Origin of the sequence: Paraburkholderia phymatum STM815 (assembly GCF_000020045.1) — a bacterium.
GTDB lineage: Bacteria > Pseudomonadota > Gammaproteobacteria > Burkholderiales > Burkholderiaceae > Paraburkholderia > Paraburkholderia phymatum.
The window spans coordinates 860,637-887,032 of record NC_010623.1; the positions used below are offsets into that span (position 1 = coordinate 860,637).

Here is a 26,396-nt window from a genome sequence, read left to right on the forward strand (position 1 = left end):
AGAAAAAGGCCTGAATTCAGGCCTTTTTCTTATGCGGCCGAGCGCGCCTGCGCCAGTGCGCTGAGATTGCCCTCGCCGAAACCGTGATGACCCTCGCGCTGCACGATCTCGAAGAAGATGTCCCCTTCTCGTCGCAGCACAAAGGTCTGGAAAAACAGAAGCGGCACGCCGTCTGCGCCGATCTCGCCGTCCACGAGAATCCGTCCGCGCTTCAGGCGCTCGATATCGAGCCCATGTCCCGGCAAGCGAGCGTCGATCTGCTCGTAATACGCGGGCGGCGGCTCGACCAGTTCGATGCCGTTGGCAAGCAGCTGATCGGTGCACGCGAAGATGTCGTCGGTCGCGAGCGCGATGTGCTGCACGCCTTCGCCGGGATGATCGGGCAGATACTCGTGCATCAGGCTCGTGCGGCGCGTGCCTTCCTCGTAGAGGGGAATGCGGATCGCGCCGCACGGCGACACCATCACACGCGATTCCGCCGACACATGCCAATTCGCGTGCAGTTCATGAATCTCGCGGAAATTGAGCAGCTCGCGATAGAAGTCGATCCACTCCTGCATGCGGCCTGCGCCGACCGTTTGCGTCAGATGATCGACGGCGACGAGACCCGTGCCCGCGTGGCTCAGATCGGCTTGCGCGGTGCTGACTTCGATCGGACGAAAGTCGATGTCGAAGATCGAGATGTCGCCCAGGCCGCCCTTCTGGCCGCCGCGCCCGCGCCAGCGGTCGATGAAGTAAATGTGCGAGTCGCCGATGCCCTGAATGGCGGGGATCACGAGTTCGCCCTTGCCGAGGCGCTCGCCTTCGAACGACCACGCGCCGAGTTCGATGGCGCGATCGTAAGCGCGTTGTGCATCGGCGACGCGAATGCCGATTGCGCAAATGCCCACGCCATATTCTTCCGCGTAACGCTCGGCGAACGAATCCGGCTCGGCATTGAGCAGGAAATTCATGTCGGCCTGACGGAACAGCGTCACGTCCTTGCTGATATGGCGCGCGATCGGCTTGAAGCCGAGCTTCACGAACGTCTCCGCCAGCATCTGCGGGTGACGCGCCGCGAATTCGACGAACTCGATGCCGGCTGTGCCGAGCGGGTTGTGCTCCGGGTCCGCGACGGCCTTGAGCGCGTCGTTGGGGGTCGGCAGGTCGCTGGGCATGTGCATCTCCATGATCGTGCTATTTCGACTCGGCAGACAAACGGATCGGCCGCCGCGCACCGTGTTTTACACCGCGCGGCGCCCCTCGCGCAACCTCAATTTTGTACCATTCGGTTCAAAGATGCACTTTCCGGCGCGACGCGCTCGAAGCCTTGCGGGCTACCGCGTTCGTGCCTGCACCGCTGTCATTGCTCGCGTCGCGTGGCGAGCGTTTGACGGCGTCACGCTTCGCGTGGGTTTTCGCGGTCTTCCCGAAGGCGCGCTGCCCTTCTTCGGCTCGCGCCTGCACGTCGCGAGCGAGGCGCTCACGCGCGACCTTGCGCACGGCCTCGATCAGCGCGCGGCCGACTGGCGTAGGCTGCGTATCCGAGCGAAGAATCAGCCCCACGGGTTCCTCGGTGCCAGCGACGGGCAACGGCAACGGGGTCAGCAAGCCATGCGCCAGTTCATACTCGATCGCGCTGCGCGGCACGAACCACACTGCATCGTTCTCGAGCGCGAGCGCGCGCCCGACGGACACCGACAGGACTTCGACGAACGACGACAGCGGCGGCACCGCCCACGCGCGCAACAGACCTTCCGCCGACTGCCGGATCAATGTGCCGTAGGGCGGCACGACAACGCAAAAGTCGAGCAGCTGCGTGGCCGGCGACGTCCCGCCCGCGGCCAGCGGATGCCCGGCACGCACGACGGCGATCAGCGGCGCACTGTATAGCTGCTCGAATGTGAGGCCGACCATCCGCTCGGGATCGGCCAATCGGCCGACGGCAAATTCGATCGAGCCCGCTTTCAGGCGCTCCAGCAACTCGGTATTCGAACCCGTCTTGAGGCGCACGATCGCGTTGGGCCAGTGCTCGCCGAAGAGCCGCATCGCGGGCGGCACGAGCGAAGTGGCGACGGTCGGCAGCACACCGATGTCGAGCGTCGCGGCCGTCTCGCCCTCGACCCGCGCGAGCAGATCGACACCCTGGCGCAGCGCGCTCACGCAGGCGCTCGCGTGCGGCATGAAGAGTTGCCCTTCGCGCGTCGGCACCGCCCCATGCCGGCCGCGCTCGAACAGGCGCACGCCGAGAATCTCTTCGAGTTCGGCGACCGTCTTCGACACGGCAGGCTGCGTGATCGACAGGCTTTCGGCAGCCTTCTGCACGCCGCCGAACTGCGCGACAGCCAGAAAGCATTGGAGATGCCGGAATTTGACGCGGCTGTCCGCGAGGCTGCGTTGCATAACGTAACGTTATACGAGATACGAAAAAACGTCATTTTGCATAACTTCTTCGCTTCTATAAAGTCACGTCATCCACTACCCATAAACGAATCCCCAAGGAGACATCTGATGGACGATTCCATTCTGAGTCCGCGCGACTTCGATTCGCACCCCGCCTATGTCCATGCCCCGTATGGATCGTCCGTCAAGCGCGGCCCGACGCGTCCGCTGATCCCGCTGAAAGAGCGCCTGCGCGACCAGCGCGTGCCCGTCTACGGCGCGGAAGATCTCGGCGCGCTCGACAACGACCTGACGCGCAATGCCGTAAAGAACGGCGAGCCGCTCGGCGAGCGCATCATCGTCACGGGCCGCGTGCTCGACGAAGGCGGCCGCCCGGTGCGCAACACGCTGGTGGAAGTGTGGCAGGCGAACGCCGCCGGCCGCTATGTGCACAAGAACGACCAGCACGACGCGCCGCTCGACCCGAACTTCCTCGGCGCGGGCCGCTGCCTGACCGATAACGAAGGCCGCTACCGCTTCATGACGATCAAGCCCGGCGCCTATCCGTGGGGCAATCATCCGAATGCATGGCGTCCGAATCACATCCACTTCTCGCTGTTCGGCGACTATTTCGGCTCGCGTCTCGTCACGCAGATGTACTTCCCCGGCGATCCGCTGCTCCAGTACGACCCGATCTTCCAGGGCACGCCGGAAGGCGCACGTGACCGTCTGATTTCACGCTTCACGCTCGACGTGACGGAAGAGAACTACGCGCTCGGCTACGAATTCGACATCGTGCTGCGCGGTCCGAACGAAACCCCGATGGAGCGCTAATCATGACGGCACTTAAGCAAACCCCTTCGCAAACGGTCGGACCGTACTTCGCTTACGGCCTGTGCCCCCAGCAATACAACTTCGACCTGAAGAGCCTGTTTTCGGGCGTGCTGGCGGATCGTGAGGCAGCCGGCGAGCACATCACCGTGCTCGGCCAGGTGTTTGACGGCGACGGCGCCGTCATCGGCGACGCGATGATCGAAGTGCAGCAGGTGGACAGCGAAGGCCGCTATCCAGCATCGCGCGAAGAAGTGGCGAAGACGGGCTTTCGCGGGTTCGCACGCTTTGGCACCGGCACGGATCCGCAGAAGCGCTTCATCTTCGAAACGGTGAAACCGGGCCGTGCATCGCCCGACGAAGCGCCGCACCTGAACGTAATCGTCACGATGCGCGGCATGCTGCTGCATACCTTCACCCGTGTGTATTTCGACGACGAAGCCGCTGCGAACGCCAAAGACCCCGTGCTCGCAAGCGTGCCCGCCGAGCGCCGCGCGACGCTTGTCGCCAGGCGCGAAACGAACGCCGGCAATGCCGTGTATCGCTTCGACATTCACATGCAAGGGCCGAACGAAACGGTGTTCTTCGACCTGTGATGTGCCGCACGGCGATAAACCGGGAATGCATTGATGCATAGGTTCATCGCCGGTTCACAGATACGCGTTAGGATGCGTTGCGCGAATCAAATCGCGCAATGAAACTCCGAGCAGTACTTGGATGCCCGCTTCGACGCGGGCTTTTTTTCGCCCCCCTCTAGCGGGCGGCGTCCGGCTCAGCTTCGGTAATCGGAAACGGTGTTGTCGATCAGCCGCAGCGCTGCTTCCCACGCGAGTTCCGCGATCCCAGCTTCGTCGTCGCGCGCGAACTGGCTCGCGGTCAGCTTTCGCACATGCTCGGGCGGCAGTGTCAATTCCGCATTGCCCGCGAGTGCATCGATCTGGATCTGGCATGCGCGCTCGAGAAAGTAGATTTCCTGAAACGCGGTTGCCGCCGAAGTGCCGCCCGCCAGCAGTCCGTGATTGCGCAAAATCATCGCGTTGTGCGGACCCAGATCGGCCACGAGCCGTTCACGCTCGCCGAGATCGAGCGCAATGCCTTCGTAGTCGTGATACGCGAGCGCGCCGTAGAATTTCAGCGCGTGCTGGCTGATGGGCAGCAAGCCTTGCTTTTGCGCCGACACGGCCGATCCTGCCGACGTATGCGTGTGAATCACGAAGCGCATGTCGGGCCGCGCCATGTGCACAGCCGAGTGAATCGTGAAGCCAGCCGCATTCACGCGAAAGCGCTTCGGATCGGCGGCAATTGTGTTTGCTGGTTCGACGACGCGTCCGTCGCTATCGATCTTCACAAGATCCGACGCGCGCATTTCGTGAAAGAGCACGCCATAGCGGTTAATCAGAAAGTGATGAGCGGGCCCGGCCACGCGTGCGGTGATGTGCGTATCGATCAGATCCGTCATGCGGAAATGCGCGACGAGCCGATACAGCGCGGCAAGCTCGCAGCGCGTCGTCCATTCTTCACTGCTGTAGCCGGCAGATGGCGCAGTCGCGTTGGACATGACAGTGTCTCCGTGAAAACAGTCGCGCGGTGTCGAAACGGGAAACAGAAGCTTTAATGCAAGCCTCGGCGAATGCAGCGCTCAGACGCGAAAATGCTCGATGTCCTGACCGGCATTGATAGCACGCGTGAGCCAGTCGGGACGGTCGCCCGTACCGTCCCACTCGTGGCCGAATGCGTCGCGATATTTCGGCACGGCAGCGTCGGCAATCAGCGCCGCTTCGAGTGCTTCGGGCGTAATGCCGAACTCCTCCATACGGCGACGGATCCACAGGATCAGCCGCTCACGCGCTTGACCGTCGAGGTCGAGCGTCCGATGTTCCTCTCGCTCTTTCATAACGTGCCGATAACGGTTCGAATGACGCTGCCCAATAAGCACGCGCTAAATAGATTAAAGGCTTCGCACTTGCAGCAAAGCTTAAATACGCATCCACCCATTTCTGCCGGCGGAAGATCTCGGCGCTAATAGACGGATTGAATGGCGGCGAAAACCCGCATGGTGCGTACCAGAAATTTCGCCATCGACCTTGAGAACCAAGGTCGCTTCCCTGACCTTGTCGATTCTAGCATCCCTTTGCGTGTTCGCGCGCCGCAGTCCTGCTTCGATATGTGCGGAAAGCGGCGTGGGCTCTACGTTTGCGCCAGTCGCGCAACGTCGCGCACCATAAGCATGCTACTTTTCCCAACGCCTGATCGATCGCGCTGAACGGCTTCACGCGCGCACAAGTCGAATGTCTGAATCTTTGACGGTCGAAGTTTTCGGTAATTCACAAAAGAAAGCTGCTTTAGGCAATTTGAATCCGGCGAGCAATTGGCGGCAATGCGCGGTGATTTCCTTAGCATTCGCGTCCATGTTCAGACAAGTCTTCATGCCGATATTGCCGCGGAACAACGGTTGGCCAATCGTCTGGCCGTCGTGCGGTATGGGTTCGAGGGTAGCGGGTCGCGCAGGTCGATGGCCTTCTGCAAATGACAACGCACGCCCTGACGCGCGTTGAGCCCGTCCAGAAGCGCAGCGCCTGTTATCGACCGCAGGAAAAGCATGTAGCGCCTGAATGCCAAATCAAACGCGCAAGCGTTTTGTGCAAAGCCGTAACGCGCGGTGCCGGGCGCGCAGCACCGGCGTGCAACGCTAGCCACACGCTGCCGGAAATTGGGCCAATGCCCTCAGAACACCGTGCGCCTGAAGCGGTCAGACGCGCGGCAGATCGTCGATGAATTTTTCAACGTGGCCATCGGGCACATCGGTATCGATTCCGTCGTGACCATCGGCATGGGCCACCGTCTTGATCTTGGGGCCTAGCAATTGCATCCCGCCCAGCGTGAAGAGCGACCACACCGCATTGCCCGCATGAATTGCCGTCACGACGTCCGCCACTTCGACGATTTCGTGCGGCGAGAGCCATTCATTCGTTTTTGGATTGACGAGAGCCCAACGGACGTGGGTGACGCGGTCAGTCATAGGGTTAATGCGTACGGCATCGATAGCATAGGTTGCCATTTCCACCTCCATCGTCCTCACCCAGGCATCGTAGCACTTTAAATCTGGTTAGACGAAGCTCACGCGTTCAACAGACGCGCCCCAAGGGCGGACGGGCGCTGAACGCGGCCCGGGGGCCGCACAGCGACGGACCCATTCGAAAACCAGCGCCCCCCGCACGGCAATTGCCCGGATGTACTCTGCGTCGCCGACCGCCGCGTGACAACCCGCGCACGAGAATGACTGCATCTTCGAATGGCTTCCATTTTCGATAACGGTCGTGCGGAAAAATCCTGAACCCGGGTTTGCACCAATGCCGCGCGTGCCCGCCTGAAGATGCGCGCGCCGCACATGCAGTAGGATGACCGCACTGACTCGCACGGAATATAGCCATGTCGATCGAAGTCGGGACCGCGTCGTGGACGGACGCCACGCTCATCAAATCCGGCCGCTTTTATCCGAAGGGCTGCTCGACCGCGGAAGCGCGCCTGCGCTTCTATGCAAGCCAGTTTCCGATGGTCGAGGTGGACGCGTCGTACTACGCGATGCCGACGGCTGCCATCAGTGCGCAATGGGCCGAGCGCACGCCGCAGCACTTCACGTTCAACGTGAAGGCATTCCGGCTTTTCACCGGGCATCAGACAGAGCGCAAGTTCTTCCCGCCGGATATCCAGCCATTGCTTCCACAGAACGGCAAACGCAATCTGTACTACCGTGACGTGCCGCCCGATATCGTCGATGAAATGTGGCGGCGCTTCTTCGAGGCGCTCGAACCGCTGCGCGCAGCGGGCAAGCTAGGCGCCGTGCTGTTCCAGTTCGCGCCGTGGATGTCCACCGCGCCGCGCGACAAGGCGCACGTGCAGCACTGCGCGGACCGCATGACACCGTATTTGACGGCCTTTGAATTCCGCAACGCCAACTGGTTCGACGACAGACATCGTGAAGCGACGCTCGCATTCGAACGCGAGCACAGCCTCGTGCATGTGGTGATGGACGCGCCAGACGTGACGAACCGCGCGCATACCGTCTGGGAGGCGACGTCGGCGGAACTGGTGATCGTGCGCATGCATGGGCGCAATGCAGAGACGTGGAGCGGCAGCACGACGGCCGCGGCCCGCTTCAACTACGACTATACGGACCGCGAGCTGGAAGAAATCGCGGTGCCCGTGCGAGAGATCGCGAAACGCGCAGGCCGCACGCATGTGGTCTTCAACAATTGCTTCGAAGACGCCGCGCAACGCAACGCCCATTCGATGATGCGCATTCTGCAGCAGGAACGCTTCGCTTAAGCGCCTGCACCCCGCATCACGCGTTTTCAGGGTTGAAATTCAGTTTGCATCGACTAGCCTCGTCTTATTCAATCATACAAACAGCTTTCATAAGACCATAACGACGATGACGCTCGCCAACAACAACGCCAAGGGGCGCCGATGCGATTGACGGCCTATGCGCAAGCCAGCCAGCCTGGCTTGCTGCAGCTTTGGATCGGCATGTTCGGCGCGGCTGTGGCGCCCGTGCCCCAGGTTTTCATCGACCGGCAAGCGGTTGCGCCTGTCGACCCGCCGCAGTTTTTTCCGATTCGGGATTTCAGCGTCGACGACGCGGGCCAGCCGATCAATCACCAGTGCGTGATGCGCTTCAAGGTGCCGGACGAATCGCGGCCGCGCCAGATCCGCATCGACGCAGGCGGTGAACAGTTCGAATTCGCGAGCATGTCGTTGCCCAAGGAAGTGCCGACGCTGATGGACGGGAGCTTCAACATCCTGCTGTCGTCGTGCTATTCGCAGCCGGAAGATATCGACGGGCTGCTCGGCACCATCGTCTCGCAGATCAAGGTGCAACCGCATCTGACCGTGCTCGCGGGCGACCAGGTGTATCTGGACCTGCCGCTCACCCAACGCGTGCCCGATCAGAACCCGGACCGCGCGCGGCTGCTCGCCAACAAGTACTACCTTAACTGGCTCTCCGGCGCGCTGCGTGTGCCGGGGTTGCAATCGGTGCTGGAGCGCGCGCCCGTCGTATGCATTCCCGACGACCACGAGTTCTGGAACAACTACCCGTTTGCGCAAAAACAGCTGCCCGATACATGGACGGATGCGTCGCGCCGGCTGCTCGGCGAAACGGCACGCGCGCTGTACGAGGACTATCAGATCGGCGGCGCGCCCGGTGGCGCGGGTGGTGCGGTCCGGCTCGACGTCGAACCGTTGAAGATGCTGTTCGTCGATATGCGCTGCGATCGCGACAGCACGTTCGGCTCGCTGATGGGCCCTAAAGCCGTGGCCGAGATACAGAAATGGGAAAGGGATCTCATCGACGCGCACGCCGCAGGCCAACCCGCGGTCGGCCTGCTCGCTTCGGGGCAAGCGCTCTTCATCGAACCGCCCGAGAGCAACTGGCGCAAGAAGACCTTCGATGCCGAAATGCCGAACTACGCGCAATTCGACGTGCTGCAAACAACCATTGGCCGGCTCGCGGATAACGGCATCCCGATCGCCTACATCACGGGCGATGTGCACTGGGGTCGCGTCGCGTCCGGTCACGACCTTCAGACGGACGCGACGCTCTACGAAGTGATCGCCTCGCCGTCGCGCCTGATTCGCACGCCATTTCTCGACACCGCGAAGGAAGCCGCCAATTCGGTCAAGGGTATCTTCGGCGGCGGCAGCGCATGGCCGCGCCACGCCGATCCCGAAGACGTGCCCGATCGCTTCGGACTGAATCACCGCTTCGCGCTGCAGCAGGAGTTCGGCCGGCGCGGCGATCAGGTCGCGATCCTGTCGTTCACGCGCGTGGGCAGCGGCGTCGACATGCAGGTCGCGTACTACGGCATTTCCAGCGACAAGGCGCTTTCCCAATCGGTATCCACGACGCGCTTCGAACTGCGCGCACGCTAGCTAAGACGAGGCAAAGGCATGCTGAAGATCGTTCGATCGACCACCACGCAAGCAAATCCGCAGTTCACGCCGTTCGACCGCAAGGACGGCGAGAGCAATACGGCCTGGGGCGAGCGCGCTGTGCGCGACATGCAGGCAGGCGGACCCGACGAATGGACATACGTCGTGCTGCTGGGCGGCAGCGATACGCTCGCGTTTCGCGTGCGCATTGCGCAATCGCATCTCCGGCCCGACATGCTGCCGTCCTTCTGGTCTGAATCGATACTCGTGCGGCTTGACGGCGCCACGCTTAAAAACGCGGAGGCGCTGCACGTGCCGCTGCATCAACCGGAAGGGCCTGCGTTTGCGGCGCGCGTCAATGGCGTGGTCGCGCGGCCTTTGACCGACTTCGACGACACGGCGCGCTTCCCGAATATCGCCGTCGTCGCACTTCCCGTTCCTCAAGCGAAGGTGCTTGACAAGGTGTCGAGCTTCGAACAGTCGCGCGCGACACTCGATGCGCTCGAGCATGTGCTGCGCTGGCTCGCCTATGCGTGGGGCGCGGCACGCACGCCCAATCCGCTGCACGACAACTACGGCTTGCCGTCGACGTGCATGATCGAAACCGTCTGCGCCGCTGCGAATTTCGATCTGACGCCGGGGCTCGAATCGAGAGCTTCATGTCCGGAAGCGATATGGGCCGCCGCGAACTATTGGCATGAGTACTTCGAGAAGTTCAATGGGCGGGAGCCGATCGGACGTTTTTTCACGCCGCACACGTATCCGATCGCCGAGCCTTCGGCGCCCGCCCGGTCGCCCACTTCTCGTTCGAAACCGAAGCGCGAGGCGAAGAAGTGAGCTTCGGCATCAAGGCTCTGATGCGGGTGTGCTGGCGGGATTTGCCGCAGGCGTCGATGCAAACGCAGGCGCTTCACTATTCGCAGCCGCAGGCGCGCTCGCTTCGCCCGGCGACGGCAGGATAGGCGGCTGCGAAGCAGCCGGCGAAACGATCTGCGGCGGCTCGATGTCGGTCGGCGCAGACGCCTCTGCAACGGGAGAGGCATTCTCCACGGCCGACGCAGCTGGCGCGGGTGCAGAACGAGGCTTCGGGCGCGGCGCTGGCGCAGGCGTCTCCGGCTTGCTCGACGACGTGAACAGATACTGCATCCACGCGCGCAGCTTCATCCGCAGCGTATCGAACATGCCGGGCGGCGGCTCTTGCGCGAACTTCACGCGCGGGTCGATCAGCCGCGAGCGCAGCGAACGCTGAAAGAAATCGCCGACGATCGGCAGCGCGCTGTGCGCGCCCTGCCCCCAGTAATCGCTGCGCAGCGTCACACGGCTGTCGTTGAAGCCGATCCACGCGCCCGCGACGAGCTGCGGATGCATGAGGATGAACCAGCCGTCCGCATTGTCCTGCGTCGTGCCCGTCTTGCCGGCGACATCGGCGCGGATGCCGAAACGCGTCCGAATGGCCGAGCCCGTTCCCTTGTTGACGACCGAGCGCATCACGTCGAGCAAGGTCTGCGCGCTCGCGGCGGGCATCACGCGATCGGCGTGCGCCGGCTGAAACTCGGCGAGTACTTCGCCCTTGCGGTCTTCGATCCGTGTGACGAGCATCGGCGCGACGTACGCGCCTTCGTTGGCGATCGTGCCGTACGACGACACCATCTCCTTCAACGTCACAGGGCTCGTGCCCAGGGCCAGCGAAGGCACCGCGTCCAGGTGGCTGTCGCGCACGCCCATCGCGCGCGCGAGCCGCGCGACCTTCGCGGGACCGACCGACTCCATCAATTGTGCCGTGATGCGGTTGCGCGAATACGCAAGGCCGTCGCGCAACGTGATGGGACGGCCGCTCGGCGCGTCTTCGTCGCTGGGCCGCCAGATTTCACCGCCAGCCAGCGGGATTTCGACAGCCTGATCGGGGAACGTGTCGTCGGGCTTTGCACCTTGCTCGAAGGCCGCGCCATAGACGAACGGCTTGAACGTCGAGCCCGGCTGGCGGCGCGCCTGCGATACGTGATCGTACGGGTCCTGCGCGAAATCGCGGCTGCCCACCCACGCCTTGATCGCGCCATCGCGCGGGTCCATCGCGACGAACGCGGCCTGCACGCGCGTCTTGCTATCGCACAGCGTCTTCATGAACCCGCGATCGGCGCTCAGATGCTTGAGCGCATCTCCATCACTCATGCCCGAGTCTTTCGCGCTACGGTATTCGGGCGTCTCACGAATGAACGCGTCGAACACGTCTTTATGGCCCGAGCATGCGCTGCGGGCATTCCACGCCGCATTCGCGATCGACTGCAGCTGATTGCCCTGGAACGTCAGCGCCTGCGTCGCCATCGTTTGCAGACGCGCATCGATCGTCGTGCGCACGACGAGTCCGTCGGCATAGATGTTGTAATCGTGCGCGTCGGCCCATGCGATAAGCCACTTCTTCAATTGCTGCGCGAAATGGGGCGCGGGACCGGGCGGCTCGGTTTGCCGCTCGAAATCGACGCGCAACGCTTTGCCCTTCAGCGAATTGAATTGCGCCTGCGAAAGACGCCCGTATTTCACCATCTGACCAAGCACGATATTGCGGCGGTCCAGCGCGCGCTCGGGATTGATCACGGGGTTGTAATAGCTGTTGCCCTTCAGCATGCCGATCAGCGTCGCGCTTTCAAGCACGCTGAGGTCGTCGGCCGACTTGTCGAAATAGGTGCGCGCCGCCATTTCGATGCCGTACGCGTTATAGAGGAACGGCACCGTGTTCAGATACGTTTCGAGAATCTCGCCCTTCGTATAAATGGCTTCGATCTTGAACGCCGTGATCGCTTCCTTGATCTTGCGCGTGAGAGTAGGCGCGCGGCCGATGTCGTCGGGATACAGATTGCGTGCAAGCTGCTGCGTGATCGTCGAACCGCCCTGACGGTCGCCCGAGAACGTATGCAGCGCTGCCCCCGCCGTGCGTTTGAAGTCGATGCCGTGATGCTCGTAGAAGCGGTGATCTTCAGTGGAGATCAATGCGTCGACGACGTGCGGCGAGATGTCAGAGAGCTTCACCCACACGCGGTTGGTCGGCTTGAATTCGGCAAGCAGCTTGCCGTCCGCCGAATAGATCTGCGCGGGCTGCTCGATCTTCGCCTTGCGGATGTCCCCGATGCCCGGCGTGAACGGAATCAGGATCAGCACATAAAGCACCACGAGTGCGGGAATGGCGGCGACCGACAACGCGACGCCGCGCCACGTTGGACGGCGCAAACGTTGCAACGCGCTCGTCACCTGCGGCTTCGCGTGGTCCCACGCCCTCGCGGATATTTCCCGGAAAAACGACAGTACTGACTGTCTCACGCTAACGCACCATCGGCAGAAAAGGCTGCATCCTACCAAAACAGCGCGGACGTACAGGCGTTTTGCAAGAATCGGGCACGCAATTGCGTCACCGCCAAAAAAATCGGCCGGTCCCGCGCCGCTTGCGCAGACAAACTCGGCCGATGCATACGGTTAACGCGCCATCAGGCGTGCACGCGCTTCGGCGTGGTCATCGAAACGATGAACGTCACGACGATATTCACGACGAGCGCAATCAGGCCAATATAGAGCGGCCACGTCGAAGCGCCGACATGCAGCGCAAACACGGGCTTGAGGCCCTGCGAAATCGCGAGCCCGGTGCCGACGACGATGCCCACCAGCCAGCCGAGGAACAGGCCCGGTGTGTTCAGACGCCGCGTGTACAGTGAGAACACGATAGCCGGGAAGATCTGCAGAATCCACACGCCGCCCAGCAGTTGCAGGTCGATCGCGTACTGTGTCGGCAGGAACACGATAAACAGCAGCGCGCCGAACTTCACGACGAGCGACACGATCTTCGCCGTCGACGCTTCCTGAGCGGAACCCATATTCGGCGAAACGAGCGGACGCCACAGGTTGCGCGTAAACAGGTTCGCTGCGCCGATCGACATGATCGCAGCGGGCACCAGCGCGCTGATCGCAATGGCCGCTGCCGCGAAGCCGACGAACCAGGATGGGAACAGCGTGCCGAACAGCGCCGGCACGATGTCGGACGCCGACTTCACGTGCACGCCGGCGGCAATCGCCATATAGCCGAGCAGCGCGATCAGGCCGAGCAGCAGCGTGTACGCGGGCAGGAAGATCGCGTTCTTGCGCACGGTCTTCGCCGACGAAGACGACAGCACGGCCGTCATCGTGTGCGGATACATGAAGGCCGCAAGCGCCGAACCCAGTGCAAGCGATGCATACGCGGTGAATTGCGTCGGCTTGAGGATGATGCCCGTCGCGCCGCCCTTCGCCTGGAAGTACTGGTCGGCCGCATCGAACACGTGACCATAGCCGCCGAGCTTCACGGGAATCAGCCATATCGCCGCGATCACGACGATATAGATCATGATGTCCTTGACGAACGCGATCATCGCGGGCGCACGCAGTCCGCTGGTATACGTATAGAGCGCGAGGATGATGAACGCGATGATCAGCGGCGCTTCGCCCGACACCCCGAGCCCTTTGATCACCACCTGCATGCCGACCAGCTGCAGCGCGATATACGGCATTGTCGCGACGATGCCCGTCAACGCGACAGCTGCGGGAAACCACTTGCCGCCGTATTCGCCGTGCACGTAGTCAGCTGCCGTGATGTGGTTCTTCGCATGCGCGATCTTCCATAGCTTGGGCATGACCGCGAACACGAACGGATACACGATGATCGTATAAGGCAACGCGAAGAAGCCATACGCGCCGACGGAATAGACCAGCGCGGGCACGGCGATCACCGTATAGGCCGTATAGAAATCGCCGCCGACGAGGAACCACGAAATGACCGTGCCGAATTGACGGCCGCCGAGGCCCCATTCGTGCAGTTGCGTCAGGTCGCCCGCTTTCCAGCGCGCAGCGATGAAACCCAGCACGGTGACGAGCACGAAGAAGGCGATGAAGACGGTCATCGCGACCGGGTTAACAGGATTCAGGTCGCTCATTTGATGCCCCGGTACACGGCGTAGATCAGCAGCGACGTGAGCGGAACCCACAGAAACTGATACCAGTAAAAGAATGGAAAGCCAGCGAATGAAGGGCGTGTGTCGTTATAGAAAGGCAGCCACAGCAACGCGATATAGGGGATCAGCAAGATGAGCCAGAGCCATGAACGGCCGGCCGGTTCGGTAGGTTCCACGATTGTCCCTCTTTGGTCTATCTGATTGAATCCGCCTTGCCGGTGCGCGCGGCAAATATGCGCGCGCGTGCATATTCACGCTGGCGCCCGCCAAGGTACGCGCATTATGTGCGAAAACTTTTATCGCTGCTGGCGCGGTAACAGGCTAATGTGGAGGGCGCCTGGCGGCTTCGACCGTTTCGTCGCGAGGTTCCTTTAGCGACGTATCGCCTTGACGAAGCGGTCGCGTAAGAACTGCGTGAACGCGCGTATCGTGATGGAAGCCTGACGGTGCTGCGGATACACCGCATAGAGCGTCAACGGAGGCGAGACGAAATCGCCGAGCACTTCGACGAGCTTGCCGCTCGCGAGCGCTTCGGCGACGATGAACTCCGGCAGACGCGCAATGCCAAGCCCTGCTATAGCCGCGTCGCGGATCACTTCGCCATTGTTCACGCGCAGCGGGCCATGTACTTCGATTGTCCTGCTCGCGCCGTCCACCATGTACTCCCAACCGCTGCGCCCTTCCTGTCCATAGAGCAGGCACGCGTGACGCGCGAGATCGCCGGGCGTCGCGGGCGGACGGCGCGCCTTGCGATACGCGGGACTGCAACACGCAACCATGCGTATCTCAGCGAGCTTCTGCGCAATCAGCGTCGAGTCCGCCAGCGTGCCGATGCGCAGCGCCATGTCGAAGCCCTCGCCGACCACATCGACGACGCGATCGCTCAACTCCATGTCCACCCGCACGTCGGGATTGGCGCGCAGAAACGCGGCGACGAGGGGCGACAAATGGATCATCCCAAACGACATCGGCGCGCTGACGCGCAACAGCCCACGCGGGTCCGAACGGCCCGACGTCATCGCCTGCTCCGCGTCCTCCACCTCGCCGAGGATGCGCGTCGCGCGCTGGTAGAGCTCATAGCCGAGGTCCGTCACCGCGAGCTTGCGCGTGTTTCGCACCAGCAGCCGCACGCCGAGGCTTGCTTCGAGCGCCATCACGCGGCGGCTGACGAACTGCTTCGACAGTTGCAGCCGGTTGGCCGCCGCCGTGAAATTGCGTGCGTCGACGGTTGTGACGAAGATTTTCAGATCGTCCAGTTGCATGGCGGTTCGCCCCTATTCGGCCTCATTGTCAATTCAGATGCGACACTGATTCGCATTTTACGTCGATTATCGCTACCTGGATTGACCTACACTTCTCATCACTGCTTCAGACAACGGCGCCGCCGGTGTCGCGAGAGGCAAACGCAATTCACCCAGAGGAGAAGGGAAATGATCGACATTCGCCACGCCAGCGACCGCGGACGCGCCGAACACGGTTGGCTCAGCTCGCGCCACACGTTCTCTTTTGCGAACTACTACGATCCGAAGCAGATCGGCTTCTCCGACCTGCTCGTGATTAACGACGACCGCGTGGCTCCTGGCCGCGGCTTCGGCAAGCATCCGCACCGCGACATGGAGATCTTTTCGTACGTGCTGGAAGGCGCGCTCGAGCACAAGGATTCGATGGGCACGGGCTCCGTGATCGTCCCCGGCGACGTGCAGTTGATGAGCGCGGGCACGGGCGTCGCGCACAGCGAGTTCAATCACTCGGCCAGCGACCCCGTGCACTTCCTGCAAATCTGGATCGCACCGTCCGTCAAGAACGCGACGCCGCGTTACCAGCAGCAGAACTTTTCGGCGCAAGAGAAGCGCGGGACGTTGCGGCTCGTGTTATCGCCGGATGGTCAGGACGGCTCGCTCGAGTTGCGCCAGGACGCGCGTGTGTACGCCGGTCTTTTCGACGGCGATGAAACGGCAGGCATCGATATCGCCTCCGACCGCTATGCATATGTGCATGTGGCCCGCGGCAGCGTGAAGGTGAACGGCGTCGAACTGAATGAAGGCGACGGTGCGCGCATTCGCGATGAGCGCCGCCTCGAATTCACCGAAGGCGACGATGCGGAAGTCATCGTCTTCGATCTGCGCAACAACGAAGTGTCGGAACTGTGGTCCTGAGTAAAGACGCCTGTGCCCTGATGAATTGAAAGAGGATTGAACATGAACACGTTTATCGAACAACGCAAGGATGCACTGCTGCTCGCCGCACGCGTGCTGCTGGTCGTACTTTTCGTGCTGTTTGGCTGGACCAAGATCACCGGCTTTGCAGGCACCGAGCAGTACATGGCGTCGACGGGCGCGCCCGTTCCCGCCGTGGCCGCGGTGATTGCGATCGTAATGGAGCTGCTGGTCGGCATCGCGATCGCCGTGGGCTTCAAGACGCGCGCCCTTGCGTTGCTGCTCGCGCTCTACACGCTCGCTACCGCGTTCATCGGCCACCACTTCTGGACGCAAACGGGCATGGAGCAATACATCAACATGATCAACTTCTACAAGAACATCAGCATCATCGGTGGCTTGCTGCTGTTGTTCGTGACGGGTCCGGGCAAGTACTCGATCGATCGCGCGTAAGCGAAGCGCCTCCACATTGCAGTGCTCAAGGGCGGCCTCATGGCCGCCCTTATTCATTCCGCACCCGCGACAGCTCATGCCCTTTAGGCATGAATGCAACACTCTTGTCATGTTCGCAACGTGCCGCAGATTGATGTGATAAAAGTCCGCCTGCCTGCATGAAGCCCGGGTGCGCGGGCTGATAAGACTCACAGAAAAGACTCACGACGAGCGAAATGGATTGCACTTCGCTTGCGGCGCAAACGCCCTTTCCGCCCCCCGTCGCGCACCACAACAACAAGCTCATGCAGTGTGTTCTCAACCATGAAAAGACAACACCCATGACCCAGCAATTCAAACGGACAGTGGCCGCATTCGGCGCGACGGCATGCGCGCTTGCGTGCCAGACGGCATTCGCACAAAGCTCGGTGACGCTGTACGGCGTGGCGGACGTAGGCATTCGCTACCTCACGCATTCGAATGCGAACAACGACGGCCGCCTGTTCGTGACCAACGGTGCGATCACGAACAGCCGTTTCGGCATCAAAGGAACGGAAGACCTCGGCAATGGGCTGAAGGCGATCTTCCAGCTTGAAAGCGGCATTGACCTGCAAAGCGGTGCGCAATCGGATAGCCAGCGCCTCTTCAATCGCGCGGCGTTCGTCGGTCTGTCGAGCAACTACGGAACCGTCACGCTGGGCCGCCAGAAGACACCGCTATTCGATCTGCTCGGCGACACATACGATCCTCTGACCGTCGGCAACTACTTCGAAAACGCATGGCTGCCCGTCGCGCTCGGGGCGGGCCTCTATGCGGACAATGCCGTGAAATACGACGGCACGTTCGGCGGCCTGAACGTGAAGGCGATGTACTCGTTCGGCACAAACTCGACGTCGACGGGCGCGAACGGCTTCTCCGGCCAGATTCCGGGTCACCTTGGCGCAGGCAACATGTATGGCTTCACGGCGTCCTACTCGTTCGGCGCATTGAGCATCGCCGCCGGCGTGCAGCAGAACAGCGACAACTCGAACAACAAGCAGACCATCTACAACGCCAACGCGGTCTACGCGTTCAGCACGGCAAAGATCTACGTCGGCTATCTGCACTCGAAGGACGACACGGGCTTCGTCGACAGCACGCTCGCGCAGCGCGATCTGACGCTCGGCGTCGACATCCTGAAGGGCTCGGGCCGCAAGGACGACGGTCCGTTCGCAGGCGTGACGTGGCAGGCAACGCCCGCGCTGCTGTTGACGGGCGCGTTCTACTACGACCACATGAAGAACGCTGCGATCGGCGGCGGTGCGGTCGGCAGCGGCAACCGCTATACGGGCGTGGCCGTAGCGGAATATGCACTGTCGAAGCGCACTGAGGTATATGGCACCGTTGACTTCAACAAGGTCACGGGCGCGGCGACGGTCGAACTGCCGGGCTCGTCGAACCAGACGGGCGTATCGGTCGGTATCCGCAACATCTTCTGATTGGCGACGCGCGTCGAATCGCGCGCTTGCCTGAGAACAGCGGGCCAGCGGGCGATGTGGCTACAGCACCCATGTCGCCTGTGTTTCATATCAGGCGGAGCAGCACATACATCTTGCGTAACTGTGATATACAGGGAAAACCCGTAAATCGCAGTTATTCTTCTATTGCAGAGAGCAGTACCAGCATGAAACGCATTGCCGCCTTTTGTCTGACGACCTGGTCCGCCGCGGCGCTCCTCTATTTCGGCCAGCACTCGGTCGCCCTCATTGCGGTGAGCGGTGAGCGGCGTGCTCGTGTTCGGCGGATTTGATCTGCTGCGCCCTTAAGTAGCACGTGGCCCTGGGCCTGAGCGGCGCTCGGTTCCATCTGATGGAAATCCATCATCTTTCGACGTGAGGCTTCGCTCGCCTTCGACTATGTTTGTGCAAACGGAATGTGTTCCTAACGCTTCGCGCTGAAGGAAATCCCGCAATCACAAGCACGAAGGAGACACCTCATGTCCTCGACTTCCGCCATTGACGGCGGCAGCACCAACGCACCGGGCTCCGGCGAGCCTTCCTTCGACGCGCGCATGGCGGAGCAGTGGTATCAGCCGCGCATCCCGCGCGCCGTACTCAAGGAACTGATGAAGCGCGACGACGCAGCGGGTCTGCGAAACTTCGTGCCCTGGTTCGTGCTGCTCGTCGCGTCGGGCGCGGTGGCGGCGTTCACGTGGGGCAGCTGGTGGGCCGTGCCCGCATTCTTCGTCTACGGGACGATTTATTCTTCAAGCGACGCGCGCTGGCATGAGCTTTCGCACGGTACGCCATTCAGGACGCGCTGGTTCAACGACGCGTTCTATCACCTGTCGTCGTTCATGACGATACGCGAGGGCTACTGGTGGCGCTGGAGCCATGCGCGCCATCACACGCACACGTACTTCCAGGCACGGGATCCCGAAATCCAGGTGACGCGTCCGACGCAAGTGCTGCCCATCATCGCGGACTTTCTGGGACTAGTCGGCTGCACGCTCGAAATCAGGAAGGTCGTGCGCCATGCGTTCGGCCGTGTCGATGCCGCCACCGATGCGTTCTTGCCCGCCAGCGAAAAGCCGAAAATGATCTGGTCGTGCCGCATTTATCTGGCTATCGTGATCGTCACAATTGCCCTCGCTATCGCGATGCACAGCTTCATGCCGCTGATGTTCGTCTGGACGCCGCGCTTCTACGGCGGCTGGCTGCATCAACTGCTCGGTCTGACGCAGCATGCGGGGCTTGCCGTCAACGTGAAAGACCATCGGCTCAACACGCGTACCGTCTACACCAACTACGTGTTCCGCTTTCTTTATCTGAACATGAACTATCACCTCGAGCATCATCTGCTGCCGATGGTGCCGTTCCATGCGCTGCCGCGTCTTCATGAAGCCATCAAGGACCAGTTGCCGCCTGCGTATCCGAGCGTGTATGCCGCGTATCGCGAGATGCTGCCCGCGTTGTGGAAGCAACGCACGGATGCGACATACGTAATCGAGCGAACCATCCCCGCTACCTGACCGATTGAACAACGGCATAGAACAGGAGGAGATAGCCATGAGCGTCGAAGCGAATGCCAGGATTCACTGGATTGCCGCCTGCGCACCCGACGACATCGACGAAGAAGACGTGATGCGCTTCGATCACGACGGCGCGAGCTACGCGGTCTATCGCATCGCGGACGGCTATTACGCATCGGAAGGCTGGTGCACGCACGAGAAAGCGCATCTCGCGGATGGCTTCGTGGTGAATCGCGAGATCGAATGTCCGTTGCACCAGGGGCGTTTCGACATTCCGAGCGGCAAGGCCAGGAGCGCGCCCGTGTGCGTGCATCTGAAGACCTATCCTGTGCGAGTCGAAAACGGCGAAGTACTGCTCGGCCTCCCCGTACAGGATGCATCATGACCACACAACCCGCGATGGTGATCATCGGCGCAGGCCAATGCGGCGTGCGTACCGCCGCCGCCCTGCGCAACAACGGCTGGGACGGCGAGATCACGCTGCTCGGCAACGAAGGCGCGGCGCCGTACGACCGGCCGCCGCTGTCGAAAGCCGTGCTGCTAGGCGAACGCAGCACCGAGCAATGCGCTTTTCATGACGACGCGTTCTATCGCGACCAGCGCATCGACTTGCGCGTCGACGCGTGCGTGCAGCACATCGACCGTGGCGCGCGCAAGGTCGTGTTGAGCGATGGGCGCAGCATCGAGTATCAGCGTCTTCTGATCGCAACGGGCGCCGAACCGAGGCGGCTCGACGTGCCCGGCGCGAACCTGCAAGGCGTGCATCTGCTGCGCACCGCAAGCGATGCCAACGCGCTAGCCGAAGCGTTGCAGCCGTCACGGCGCATCGTCATCGTCGGTGCGGGCTTCATCGGCCTCGAAGTCGCGGCATCTGCACGAGCGCGCGGCTGCCAGGTCGTTGTCATCGAAGCCGGGGCGCGCGCGTTGATGCGCGCCGTGCCAGAGGTGGTCGCCGGCTACCTGATCGACAAGCATCGTCAGATGGGCGTGCAGATCCATTTCGCCGCGCAGATAGAACGTCTGCTCGGCAGCGCGCATGTGACGGGCGTGAAGCTCAAGGACGGCACGCAGATCGGCTGCGATTGTGTCGTGGTCGGCATCGGCGTAAAGCCGCGCACGGAGCTCGCGGAAGCGGCGGGCATCGATGTCGCGGACGGCATCGCCGTCGACGATACCTTGCGCACGAACGATCCGCATATCTTCGCGGCAGGCGATGTGTGCTCCTTTCCGCATCGTCTGTTCAGGCGCCGCATGCGGCTCGAATGCTGGAAGAATGCCGAGGATCATGCGCGTATCGTCGCGCGCAACATGCTCGAACGCGGAGAAACGTATTCGGAAGTGCCCTGGTTCTGGTCGAATCAGTACGACATGACGATTCAGATTGCCGGCATGCCTGCGTTCGGCGTGGAAAGCGTCGTGCGCAAAACGGGCGATACGTCGCGCATCTTCTTCGCGCTCGATCGCGACGGCGTGCTGGTCGGCGCAAGCGGCGTCGGCAAGCTCAGCGAAATTGCGCGCGACGTCCGTGTCGCACAGACCTTGATCGGACAGCGGGCGTGCATCGACCGTGCGCTGCTCGAAGACCCTGACGTCAAGCTGAAAGGGCTCGTCGCCGTGGAGGCGCTATGACCCAACGGCTCGCCGTGTATCAATCCCTCTGGGCGATGGAGCGGCGTCATACGGACGGCTTCGAGCGCACGCTCGCAGAGAACGTCGCGATGATCGCGCAAGCCGGCTTTGAAGGCGTGAGCACGTCGTATGAATCGCGCGAAGACGTACGGCGTCTTTCGCAATTGCTCTTTCAGCACGGTCTGCAAGCGGAGGCGCAATGCTTTCCGAGCACCGTCGACGACCTGCGCCCGATTCTCGAACACGCTGTCGAGTTCGGCGCGCACCATATCGACTTGCAGCCGGATGTGAGACCGCGCCGCCTTGGCGACGCACTGGAACTGATCGACGGATGGCAGCGGCTCGCGGAACAGGTGGATATTCCCGTCTACATCGAAACGCATCGCGACCGCATGACGACCGATCTGCATTTCACGCTCGATCTGCTCGATAAGCGCCCCGATCTTCGTCTGCTCGGCGATCTGTCGCATTACCTCGTCGGCCGCGAACGCTCGCGTCAAAGCTAATCCGTAAGCGGCAGATTTTCGCGCAGCAGCACTGTCACGGGAATCTGCTGGGGCAACGTCATGCCGGGATCGCGATGATAGTGACGCAGGATGACTTCGATCGAATGCAGCGCTTCGCCGACCGGGTTCTGATCGAGCACGGCATCGAGCACGCCTTCGATCAGCAAACGCCGCGACGTGTCGTTGAGTTCGTGACCGATCAGCACCGTCTTGTGCACGCGGTCCATCGCCCGCAGCGCATCGCCGATGCCTTCGTCGCCGACCGAAATGTTGTAGATGCCGCGCAGGTCGGGGTAACGGCGAAACGCGTCGCGCGTGAGGCTTTCCGTCAACGACGACTGCTCGCGGCTTTCGACCGTTTCGACGATGTCGCAATTCGGAAAGCGCCGCCGCAGCACTGAACGAAAACCGCTTTCGCGTTCTTCATGGCCGAGGAAGTCATGCATGCCCGTCATGACAAGCACCTTGCCGCCCGCGTCGCCCAGAAAGCGGCCCATCAGTTCGCCCGCCACCCGGCCCGCGCAGCGGTTGTCGATACCGACATATGCGAGCCTGCCCGTGCCGGGCAGATCGCTAGCCAGCGTGATCACGGGCATTCTGTGGCTCACTTGACGCAACGCCGCCGTGATGTCCGGATGCTCATAAGCGACGATCACGAGCGCATCTGCCTTGCGCGTCGCGCGTTCGATCGTCGCGACGACAGCCGCCGCCTCGAGGCTGTCGAAGTACGTGACGGCGCAGATCACACGCTGCGTTTCGAAGGTCTTCTGCGCGAGTTCGAAGCCCTGCTTGAGATGCACGTAGTACTGTGCGACGGGCTGCTGCAACAGAACCGCGATGCGCAGCCAGCGCACCGACACGGCTTCCAGTGCGCGATCGATCTTGAGCTTGCGCGCCCATTCGAGCACTCGCGTTTCCTTGTCGCGCGAAACGCCGCCACGCCCGTTCAACACCCGATCAACCGTTGCCTCGCTGACTCCCGCTGCGCGGGCAATGTCGCTCATGCTCGTCTTGCGGCGGCGTGCGTCGGACATGGTCGGATTCGTTGTGATCGGCATAGCCGCAATCATCGCATCGACTCAATCCGCGCATCAAGCCGAGGTATTTACTAGCCAGTTCAGTACCACATTGACGGAGACAATGAATGAAGCCATTCGATTCGAAAGTCGCCATCGTCACGGGCGGTTCGCAAGGACTCGGCGCCGCGATTGCAAAGCTGTTCATCGAGCGCGGCGCGCGCAGCATCATCATCTGCGGACGCGCGCAAGAGAAAGGCGAAGCGAAAGCGCGCGAGCTCAGCATGCTCGGCGAAGCGAACGGCACGCAGGTCGTGTTCGTGCAGGCGGATCTGGCGAACGTCGACGATTGCCGCAACGTGGTGGCCTGCGCCGATCGTCACTTCGGCCGCGTCGACGTACTGGTGAATGCTGCCGCGTTGACCGATCGCGGCACGATACTCGACACCGATCCCGCGTTGTTCGATCGCATGTTCGCGACCAACGTGCGCGCACCGTTCTTTCTGATGCAGGAGACGATACGCATGATGCTGCGCGAACGTGTCGAAGGCACGATCGTCAATATCGGTTCGATGTCGGCGATGGCCGGCCAGCCGTTCATCTCCGCGTATTGCGCATCGAAGGGCGCGCTCGCGACGCTCACCCAGAATACCGCGTATGCGCTGTTACGCAATCGCATTCGCGTGAACGGATTGAATCTGGGCTGGATGGCGTCGGACGGCGAAGATCGCGTGCAGCGCGCATTTCACGGCGCCGCGGACGACTGGCTGACGAAGGCCGCCGCCGCCCAACCGTTCGGCCGTCTGATCGACCCGGCCGAAGCGGCGCGTGCCGTCGCTTTTTTGGCAAGCAGTGAATCGGGCTTGATGACGGGGTCGATCGTCAATTTCGACCAATCGATCTGGGGCGCTTACGAAGACGCGCCGCATCCCGCCGCGCCCATGAAAAGCGTTTGAACGGTCACGCCTGCTGTGCGCATCGGCGCGGCAGGCGAACGCGCACATCAGTCCTTGATGCGCAGGTCGGGATTGTTGTGCGCAATCTCCGACACCCAGTCGACGAACGCGCGCAGGCGCGAACTGAGATTGCGGCGATGCGGATAAACGATCGAAAGCGGCGTCGACGGGCTGTCGTACTCGGTGAGGATTTCGCGCAGCGCGCCCTGGTTGATCAACTCGGCCACCATGAAGCGCGACGGCTGGATGATGCCGTGACCGAGCGCGCCCGCATTGATATACACCGAACCGTCGTTGACGGCGAGCACGCTCTTCATCTGCACCTTCACCACTTCATCGCCGACGTTGTACTCGAACGGAAAGGTTCTCCCCGTGCGCGCCGATACGTAGTTCACAGCCTGGTGCTCCGCGAGTTCTTCGAGCGTCCTGGGCGTGCCGTGTTTGTCCAGATAGGCAGGCGACGCGCATGTGACGATGCGCGAACTGCCGATGCGCTTTGCCACGAGACTCGACTCTTCGAGCATGCCCATGCGGATCACGCAGTCCACGCCGTCCTGGATCAGGTCGATGTTGCGATCCGCGAGGCCGAGGCGCACGTCGATCTCGGGAAAGCGTTGATAAAAGTCGTCGAGCACGGGCAGCAGCAATGCACGTGCAAGCGTGCCCGACGTATCGACGCGAATCGTGCCCGCCGGAGTCTCGCGCTTGTTCGACAGCGACGACTCGGCATCCGCCACTTCAGCGAGGATGCGCACGCATCGTTCGTAAAACAGCGCGCCGTCTTCTGTGACGCTGACCTGGCGCGTCGAACGGTTCAGAAGGCGCACGCCGACATGCTCCTCCAGCGCCTGAATCGTCCTGCTCACCTTTGCGCGCGGCAAATCGAGCATTTCAGATACTTTTGAAAAGCTGTTCGCGTCCACCACGCGAGTGAAGATCTCCATTGCCTCGAAGCGATCCATTTCCTGTGCCCTGTCATTGTTTGATGGCGAAACACTCTGCTGCGGCAGACGTCGCCCCTCCAACGGTACGGCGCATGCCGTCCCGGCGGCCGGCTGCCTCTCCCGCGCAGCCTGACGGGGTAGAAAATAGCACGGAGAAAATCCGATGTACGAGAAGGGGCGCGAACGGCGGGGCTTTTGCGGTCGTTATCGATGCAGACAACCCGAGCGCACAAGGTGTTTCCTGGCCTACCCGGTCTGTCCGCATTACAGACTATATTCCACATTTGCGCCTCGGCAAACGCACAGGCAGCCGTGTATGATTAATATTATTATTCCGGCTCGCCGGTCGCCTCATTTAGCGTTAAAGCGGGGTTTCATCCGTGATTTAAATCAAGGATTAGAATCTGCGGTAAAACGTTTTAAAGCATGATCGTACGTTTGGCACACACCCTAGGCAGCGTTTGCTGCCGCCTCTGACAGCCCGAAGCCCTGTGGGCGAAGGACCAGTGGCGACGTGCGAAGCCGTCGCATTTGCTGGCAGTATTTCCCTGGAGCTATGCGCGAGGCACGCAATAATTGCCGGGCGATCGTCTGGCGAAGTTATTTGGGAGTATGTCGCCAATTCCCGTTGAATTTTAATAATCGCCGCATTACGATGAGAACCCCATCGTGCAATAGCATGCTCTGGGCCCGAAACTACCAATCATATTTACCGTGCGCGAATGCCTATGCAGGTCGTTAATGCCACGGACGGAGCCGACGCGCCCTTCAGGAGATGCCGATGCTGAGCCCACACGAATTCGCGACGCTCATGCTAATCAAGGATGCGACCACTCAGGCCGATTTCGACGAGGCCGATCTGCTCGCGCTCGCCGACCGCGAGTTCATCACCATCGGCCGGTCTCATGTCAGTGCGCTGCCACGGCTCACGGATCGTGGCCTCGCGCTACTCGCGCGACTGGGCGGCGGCGACCCGGCTATGACCTTCTAGACGGCAGCGAGCAATCTGCAACAACCGCTGTTTTGACCGGTTGGCATCCAACTTCGATCAGTCGATGCCACCGGCCCATTGGTGTGCATTCAACCCTGCGAGGCCTTTCAATGCTCACGAGTGTCAATGAAGTGACTGCCGCACAGAAAGCCAGTGTCGACGCGTTCTTTTACATCGCGAACGAGGCAATGACCGGCTTCGAGAAGCTCGTCCAACTGAATTTCCAGGTGTGGCGCGACAGCACGCAGCGCGCAATGAATGCGCTCGCCAACGGCGAACTACCCGGCGTCGCAGCGGCGAGCCGAGGCGATCTGTCCGTTATCGAACGCGCAACGCTTTATCAGCAGCAGCTGTTCGGCATCGTCGCAAACACACAGGCCGCTATCATCAAGCACGCGTCGGCGCAATACGAAACGCAGATCGGCAGCGTGCGCGCGGATCTCGACGACGCCGTGCAACGCGCGCCGGCTGGCGCCGAAGCCGCGGTGTCCGCAATGAACTCGGCAATCACGGCTGCGAACGCGTTCTACGAGAGCATGTGGAAGACCGCACAGCAAGCCGTAGACATGGCCGAAAGCAACGCGAGCCTCGTGACCCGCAGCGCACGTACCACGTCGCACGCGGCCTGAATGGCTGTGCGCGAGCAACAGTTGTAGGAAACCG

At 61.8% G+C, this 26,396-nt stretch carries 27 protein-coding genes; 16 read left to right on the plus strand and 11 right to left on the minus strand.

Annotated features, from left to right (window positions below):
* Nucleotides 1-29: 29 nt before the first annotated feature.
* Nucleotides 30-1,157 carry a 4-hydroxyphenylpyruvate dioxygenase family protein gene (locus BPHY_RS19615; RefSeq protein WP_012403189.1) on the minus strand — a complete coding sequence of 376 codons (1,128 nt, stop codon included), beginning with the start codon at nt 1,155-1,157 and terminating at the stop codon, nt 30-32.
* A gap of 115 nt (nt 1,158-1,272) precedes the next feature.
* On the minus strand, nt 1,273-2,382 hold the full coding sequence (gene pcaQ, locus BPHY_RS19620; RefSeq protein ID WP_012403190.1) for a pca operon transcription factor PcaQ: 1,110 nt from the start codon (nt 2,380-2,382) through the stop codon (nt 1,273-1,275).
* A gap of 108 nt (nt 2,383-2,490) precedes the next feature.
* Here pcaQ and pcaH point away from each other — a divergent pair, with 108 nt between their 5' ends.
* Nucleotides 2,491-3,195 (plus strand): protocatechuate 3,4-dioxygenase subunit beta, encoded by a 705-nt coding sequence (pcaH, locus tag BPHY_RS19625; RefSeq protein WP_012403191.1) that lies wholly within the window; start codon nt 2,491-2,493, stop codon nt 3,193-3,195.
* Nucleotides 3,196-3,197: 2 nt separating this feature from the next.
* Nucleotides 3,198-3,788: a protocatechuate 3,4-dioxygenase subunit alpha gene (pcaG, locus tag BPHY_RS19630; RefSeq protein ID WP_012403192.1), complete on the plus strand. Its 591-nt coding sequence runs from the start codon at nt 3,198-3,200 to the stop codon at nt 3,786-3,788.
* Nucleotides 3,789-3,964: 176 nt separating this feature from the next.
* Here the strand turns inward: pcaG and BPHY_RS19635 are convergent, their stop codons facing one another.
* The 3 genes from BPHY_RS19635 to BPHY_RS19645 form a co-directional block, all read right to left on the minus strand.
* Nucleotides 3,965-4,750, minus strand: coding sequence for a class II aldolase/adducin family protein (locus tag BPHY_RS19635; RefSeq protein WP_012403193.1), 786 nt, complete (start codon nt 4,748-4,750; stop codon nt 3,965-3,967).
* A gap of 81 nt (nt 4,751-4,831) precedes the next feature.
* Nucleotides 4,832-5,086 (minus strand): H-NS family nucleoid-associated regulatory protein, encoded by a 255-nt coding sequence (locus BPHY_RS19640; protein WP_012403194.1) that lies wholly within the window; start codon nt 5,084-5,086, stop codon nt 4,832-4,834.
* A gap of 855 nt (nt 5,087-5,941) precedes the next feature.
* Nucleotides 5,942-6,250, minus strand: coding sequence for a hypothetical protein (locus BPHY_RS19645; RefSeq protein ID WP_041765167.1), 309 nt, complete (start codon nt 6,248-6,250; stop codon nt 5,942-5,944).
* 371 nt (nt 6,251-6,621) lie between these two features.
* Here BPHY_RS19645 and BPHY_RS19650 point away from each other — a divergent pair, with 371 nt between their 5' ends.
* The 3 genes from BPHY_RS19650 (at nt 6,622) to BPHY_RS19660 (ending at nt 9,960) form a co-directional block, all read left to right on the plus strand.
* Nucleotides 6,622-7,518, plus strand: a complete 897-nt coding sequence (locus BPHY_RS19650) for a DUF72 domain-containing protein (protein WP_012403197.1) — start codon at nt 6,622-6,624, stop codon at nt 7,516-7,518.
* Between the two features lie 141 nt (nt 7,519-7,659).
* Nucleotides 7,660-9,123, plus strand: coding sequence for a metallophosphoesterase family protein (locus BPHY_RS19655; protein WP_012403198.1), 1,464 nt, complete (start codon nt 7,660-7,662; stop codon nt 9,121-9,123).
* A gap of 18 nt (nt 9,124-9,141) precedes the next feature.
* Entirely contained in the window at nt 9,142-9,960 is an 819-nt protein-coding gene (locus BPHY_RS19660) for a hypothetical protein (RefSeq protein ID WP_012403199.1), read from the plus strand.
* 9 nt (nt 9,961-9,969) lie between these two features.
* On the opposite strand, the gene BPHY_RS19665 is transcribed toward BPHY_RS19660, so the two are convergent.
* The 4 genes from BPHY_RS19665 to BPHY_RS19680 form a co-directional block, all read right to left on the minus strand.
* On the minus strand, nt 9,970-12,435 hold the full coding sequence (locus tag BPHY_RS19665; protein WP_012403200.1) for a penicillin-binding protein 1A: 2,466 nt from the start codon (nt 12,433-12,435) through the stop codon (nt 9,970-9,972).
* A gap of 164 nt (nt 12,436-12,599) precedes the next feature.
* The gene (gene mctP / locus BPHY_RS19670; protein WP_012403201.1) at nt 12,600-14,075 is read right to left on the minus strand and encodes a monocarboxylate uptake permease MctP; all 1,476 of its coding nucleotides are present in this window, start codon (nt 14,073-14,075) and stop codon (nt 12,600-12,602) included.
* Complete coding sequence (locus BPHY_RS19675; protein WP_012403202.1) at nt 14,072-14,269, minus strand: DUF3311 domain-containing protein; 198 nt, start codon at nt 14,267-14,269, stop codon at nt 14,072-14,074. Before BPHY_RS19675 ends, mctP begins: the two co-directional genes overlap by 4 nt.
* A gap of 195 nt (nt 14,270-14,464) precedes the next feature.
* Nucleotides 14,465-15,355, minus strand: coding sequence for a LysR family transcriptional regulator (locus tag BPHY_RS19680; RefSeq protein WP_012403203.1), 891 nt, complete (start codon nt 15,353-15,355; stop codon nt 14,465-14,467).
* A 168-nt stretch (nt 15,356-15,523) separates the two neighbouring features.
* Between BPHY_RS19680 and BPHY_RS19685 the strand changes: the two genes are divergently transcribed.
* The 8 genes from BPHY_RS19685 (at nt 15,524) to BPHY_RS19715 (ending at nt 21,826) form a co-directional block, all read left to right on the plus strand.
* Nucleotides 15,524-16,249, plus strand: coding sequence for a pirin family protein (locus tag BPHY_RS19685; RefSeq protein WP_012403204.1), 726 nt, complete (start codon nt 15,524-15,526; stop codon nt 16,247-16,249).
* Between the two features lie 42 nt (nt 16,250-16,291).
* Complete coding sequence (locus BPHY_RS19690; protein ID WP_012403205.1) at nt 16,292-16,702, plus strand: DoxX family protein; 411 nt, start codon at nt 16,292-16,294, stop codon at nt 16,700-16,702.
* A gap of 320 nt (nt 16,703-17,022) precedes the next feature.
* Nucleotides 17,023-18,159 (plus strand): porin, encoded by a 1,137-nt coding sequence (locus tag BPHY_RS19695; RefSeq protein ID WP_052306168.1) that lies wholly within the window; start codon nt 17,023-17,025, stop codon nt 18,157-18,159.
* A 185-nt stretch (nt 18,160-18,344) separates the two neighbouring features.
* Nucleotides 18,345-18,470, plus strand: coding sequence for a hypothetical protein (locus BPHY_RS43860; RefSeq protein WP_279612546.1), 126 nt, complete (start codon nt 18,345-18,347; stop codon nt 18,468-18,470).
* 186 nt (nt 18,471-18,656) lie between these two features.
* Entirely contained in the window at nt 18,657-19,691 is a 1,035-nt protein-coding gene (locus BPHY_RS19700; RefSeq protein ID WP_012403207.1) for a fatty acid desaturase, read from the plus strand.
* A 37-nt stretch (nt 19,692-19,728) separates the two neighbouring features.
* Nucleotides 19,729-20,076, plus strand: coding sequence for a MocE family 2Fe-2S type ferredoxin (locus tag BPHY_RS19705; protein ID WP_012403208.1), 348 nt, complete (start codon nt 19,729-19,731; stop codon nt 20,074-20,076).
* A complete protein-coding gene (locus tag BPHY_RS19710; protein WP_012403209.1) occupies nt 20,073-21,320 on the plus strand; it encodes an NAD(P)/FAD-dependent oxidoreductase in 1,248 nt (415 codons plus the stop codon). The genes BPHY_RS19705 and BPHY_RS19710 overlap by 4 nt, the downstream gene beginning before the upstream one ends.
* Complete coding sequence (locus BPHY_RS19715) at nt 21,317-21,826, plus strand: sugar phosphate isomerase/epimerase family protein (protein ID WP_012403210.1); 510 nt, start codon at nt 21,317-21,319, stop codon at nt 21,824-21,826. Before BPHY_RS19710 ends, BPHY_RS19715 begins: the two co-directional genes overlap by 4 nt.
* On the opposite strand, the gene BPHY_RS19720 is transcribed toward BPHY_RS19715, so the two are convergent.
* On the minus strand, nt 21,823-22,860 hold the full coding sequence (locus BPHY_RS19720; RefSeq protein ID WP_041765173.1) for a LacI family DNA-binding transcriptional regulator: 1,038 nt from the start codon (nt 22,858-22,860) through the stop codon (nt 21,823-21,825). The genes BPHY_RS19715 and BPHY_RS19720 overlap by 4 nt on opposite strands.
* 110 nt (nt 22,861-22,970) lie before the next feature.
* On the opposite strand from BPHY_RS19720, the gene BPHY_RS19725 reads away from it, so the two are divergent.
* The gene (locus tag BPHY_RS19725) at nt 22,971-23,798 is read left to right on the plus strand and encodes an SDR family oxidoreductase (RefSeq protein ID WP_012403212.1); all 828 of its coding nucleotides are present in this window, start codon (nt 22,971-22,973) and stop codon (nt 23,796-23,798) included.
* A gap of 47 nt (nt 23,799-23,845) precedes the next feature.
* Here the strand turns inward: BPHY_RS19725 and BPHY_RS19730 are convergent, their stop codons facing one another.
* Complete coding sequence (locus tag BPHY_RS19730; RefSeq protein ID WP_012403213.1) at nt 23,846-24,760, minus strand: LysR family transcriptional regulator; 915 nt, start codon at nt 24,758-24,760, stop codon at nt 23,846-23,848.
* 763 nt (nt 24,761-25,523) lie between these two features.
* Between BPHY_RS19730 and BPHY_RS19735 the strand changes: the two genes are divergently transcribed.
* Entirely contained in the window at nt 25,524-25,733 is a 210-nt protein-coding gene (locus tag BPHY_RS19735) for a hypothetical protein (protein WP_012403214.1), read from the plus strand.
* A 110-nt stretch (nt 25,734-25,843) separates the two neighbouring features.
* The gene (locus BPHY_RS19740; protein WP_012403215.1) at nt 25,844-26,362 is read left to right on the plus strand and encodes a phasin family protein; all 519 of its coding nucleotides are present in this window, start codon (nt 25,844-25,846) and stop codon (nt 26,360-26,362) included.
* Nucleotides 26,363-26,396 lie beyond the last annotated feature (34 nt).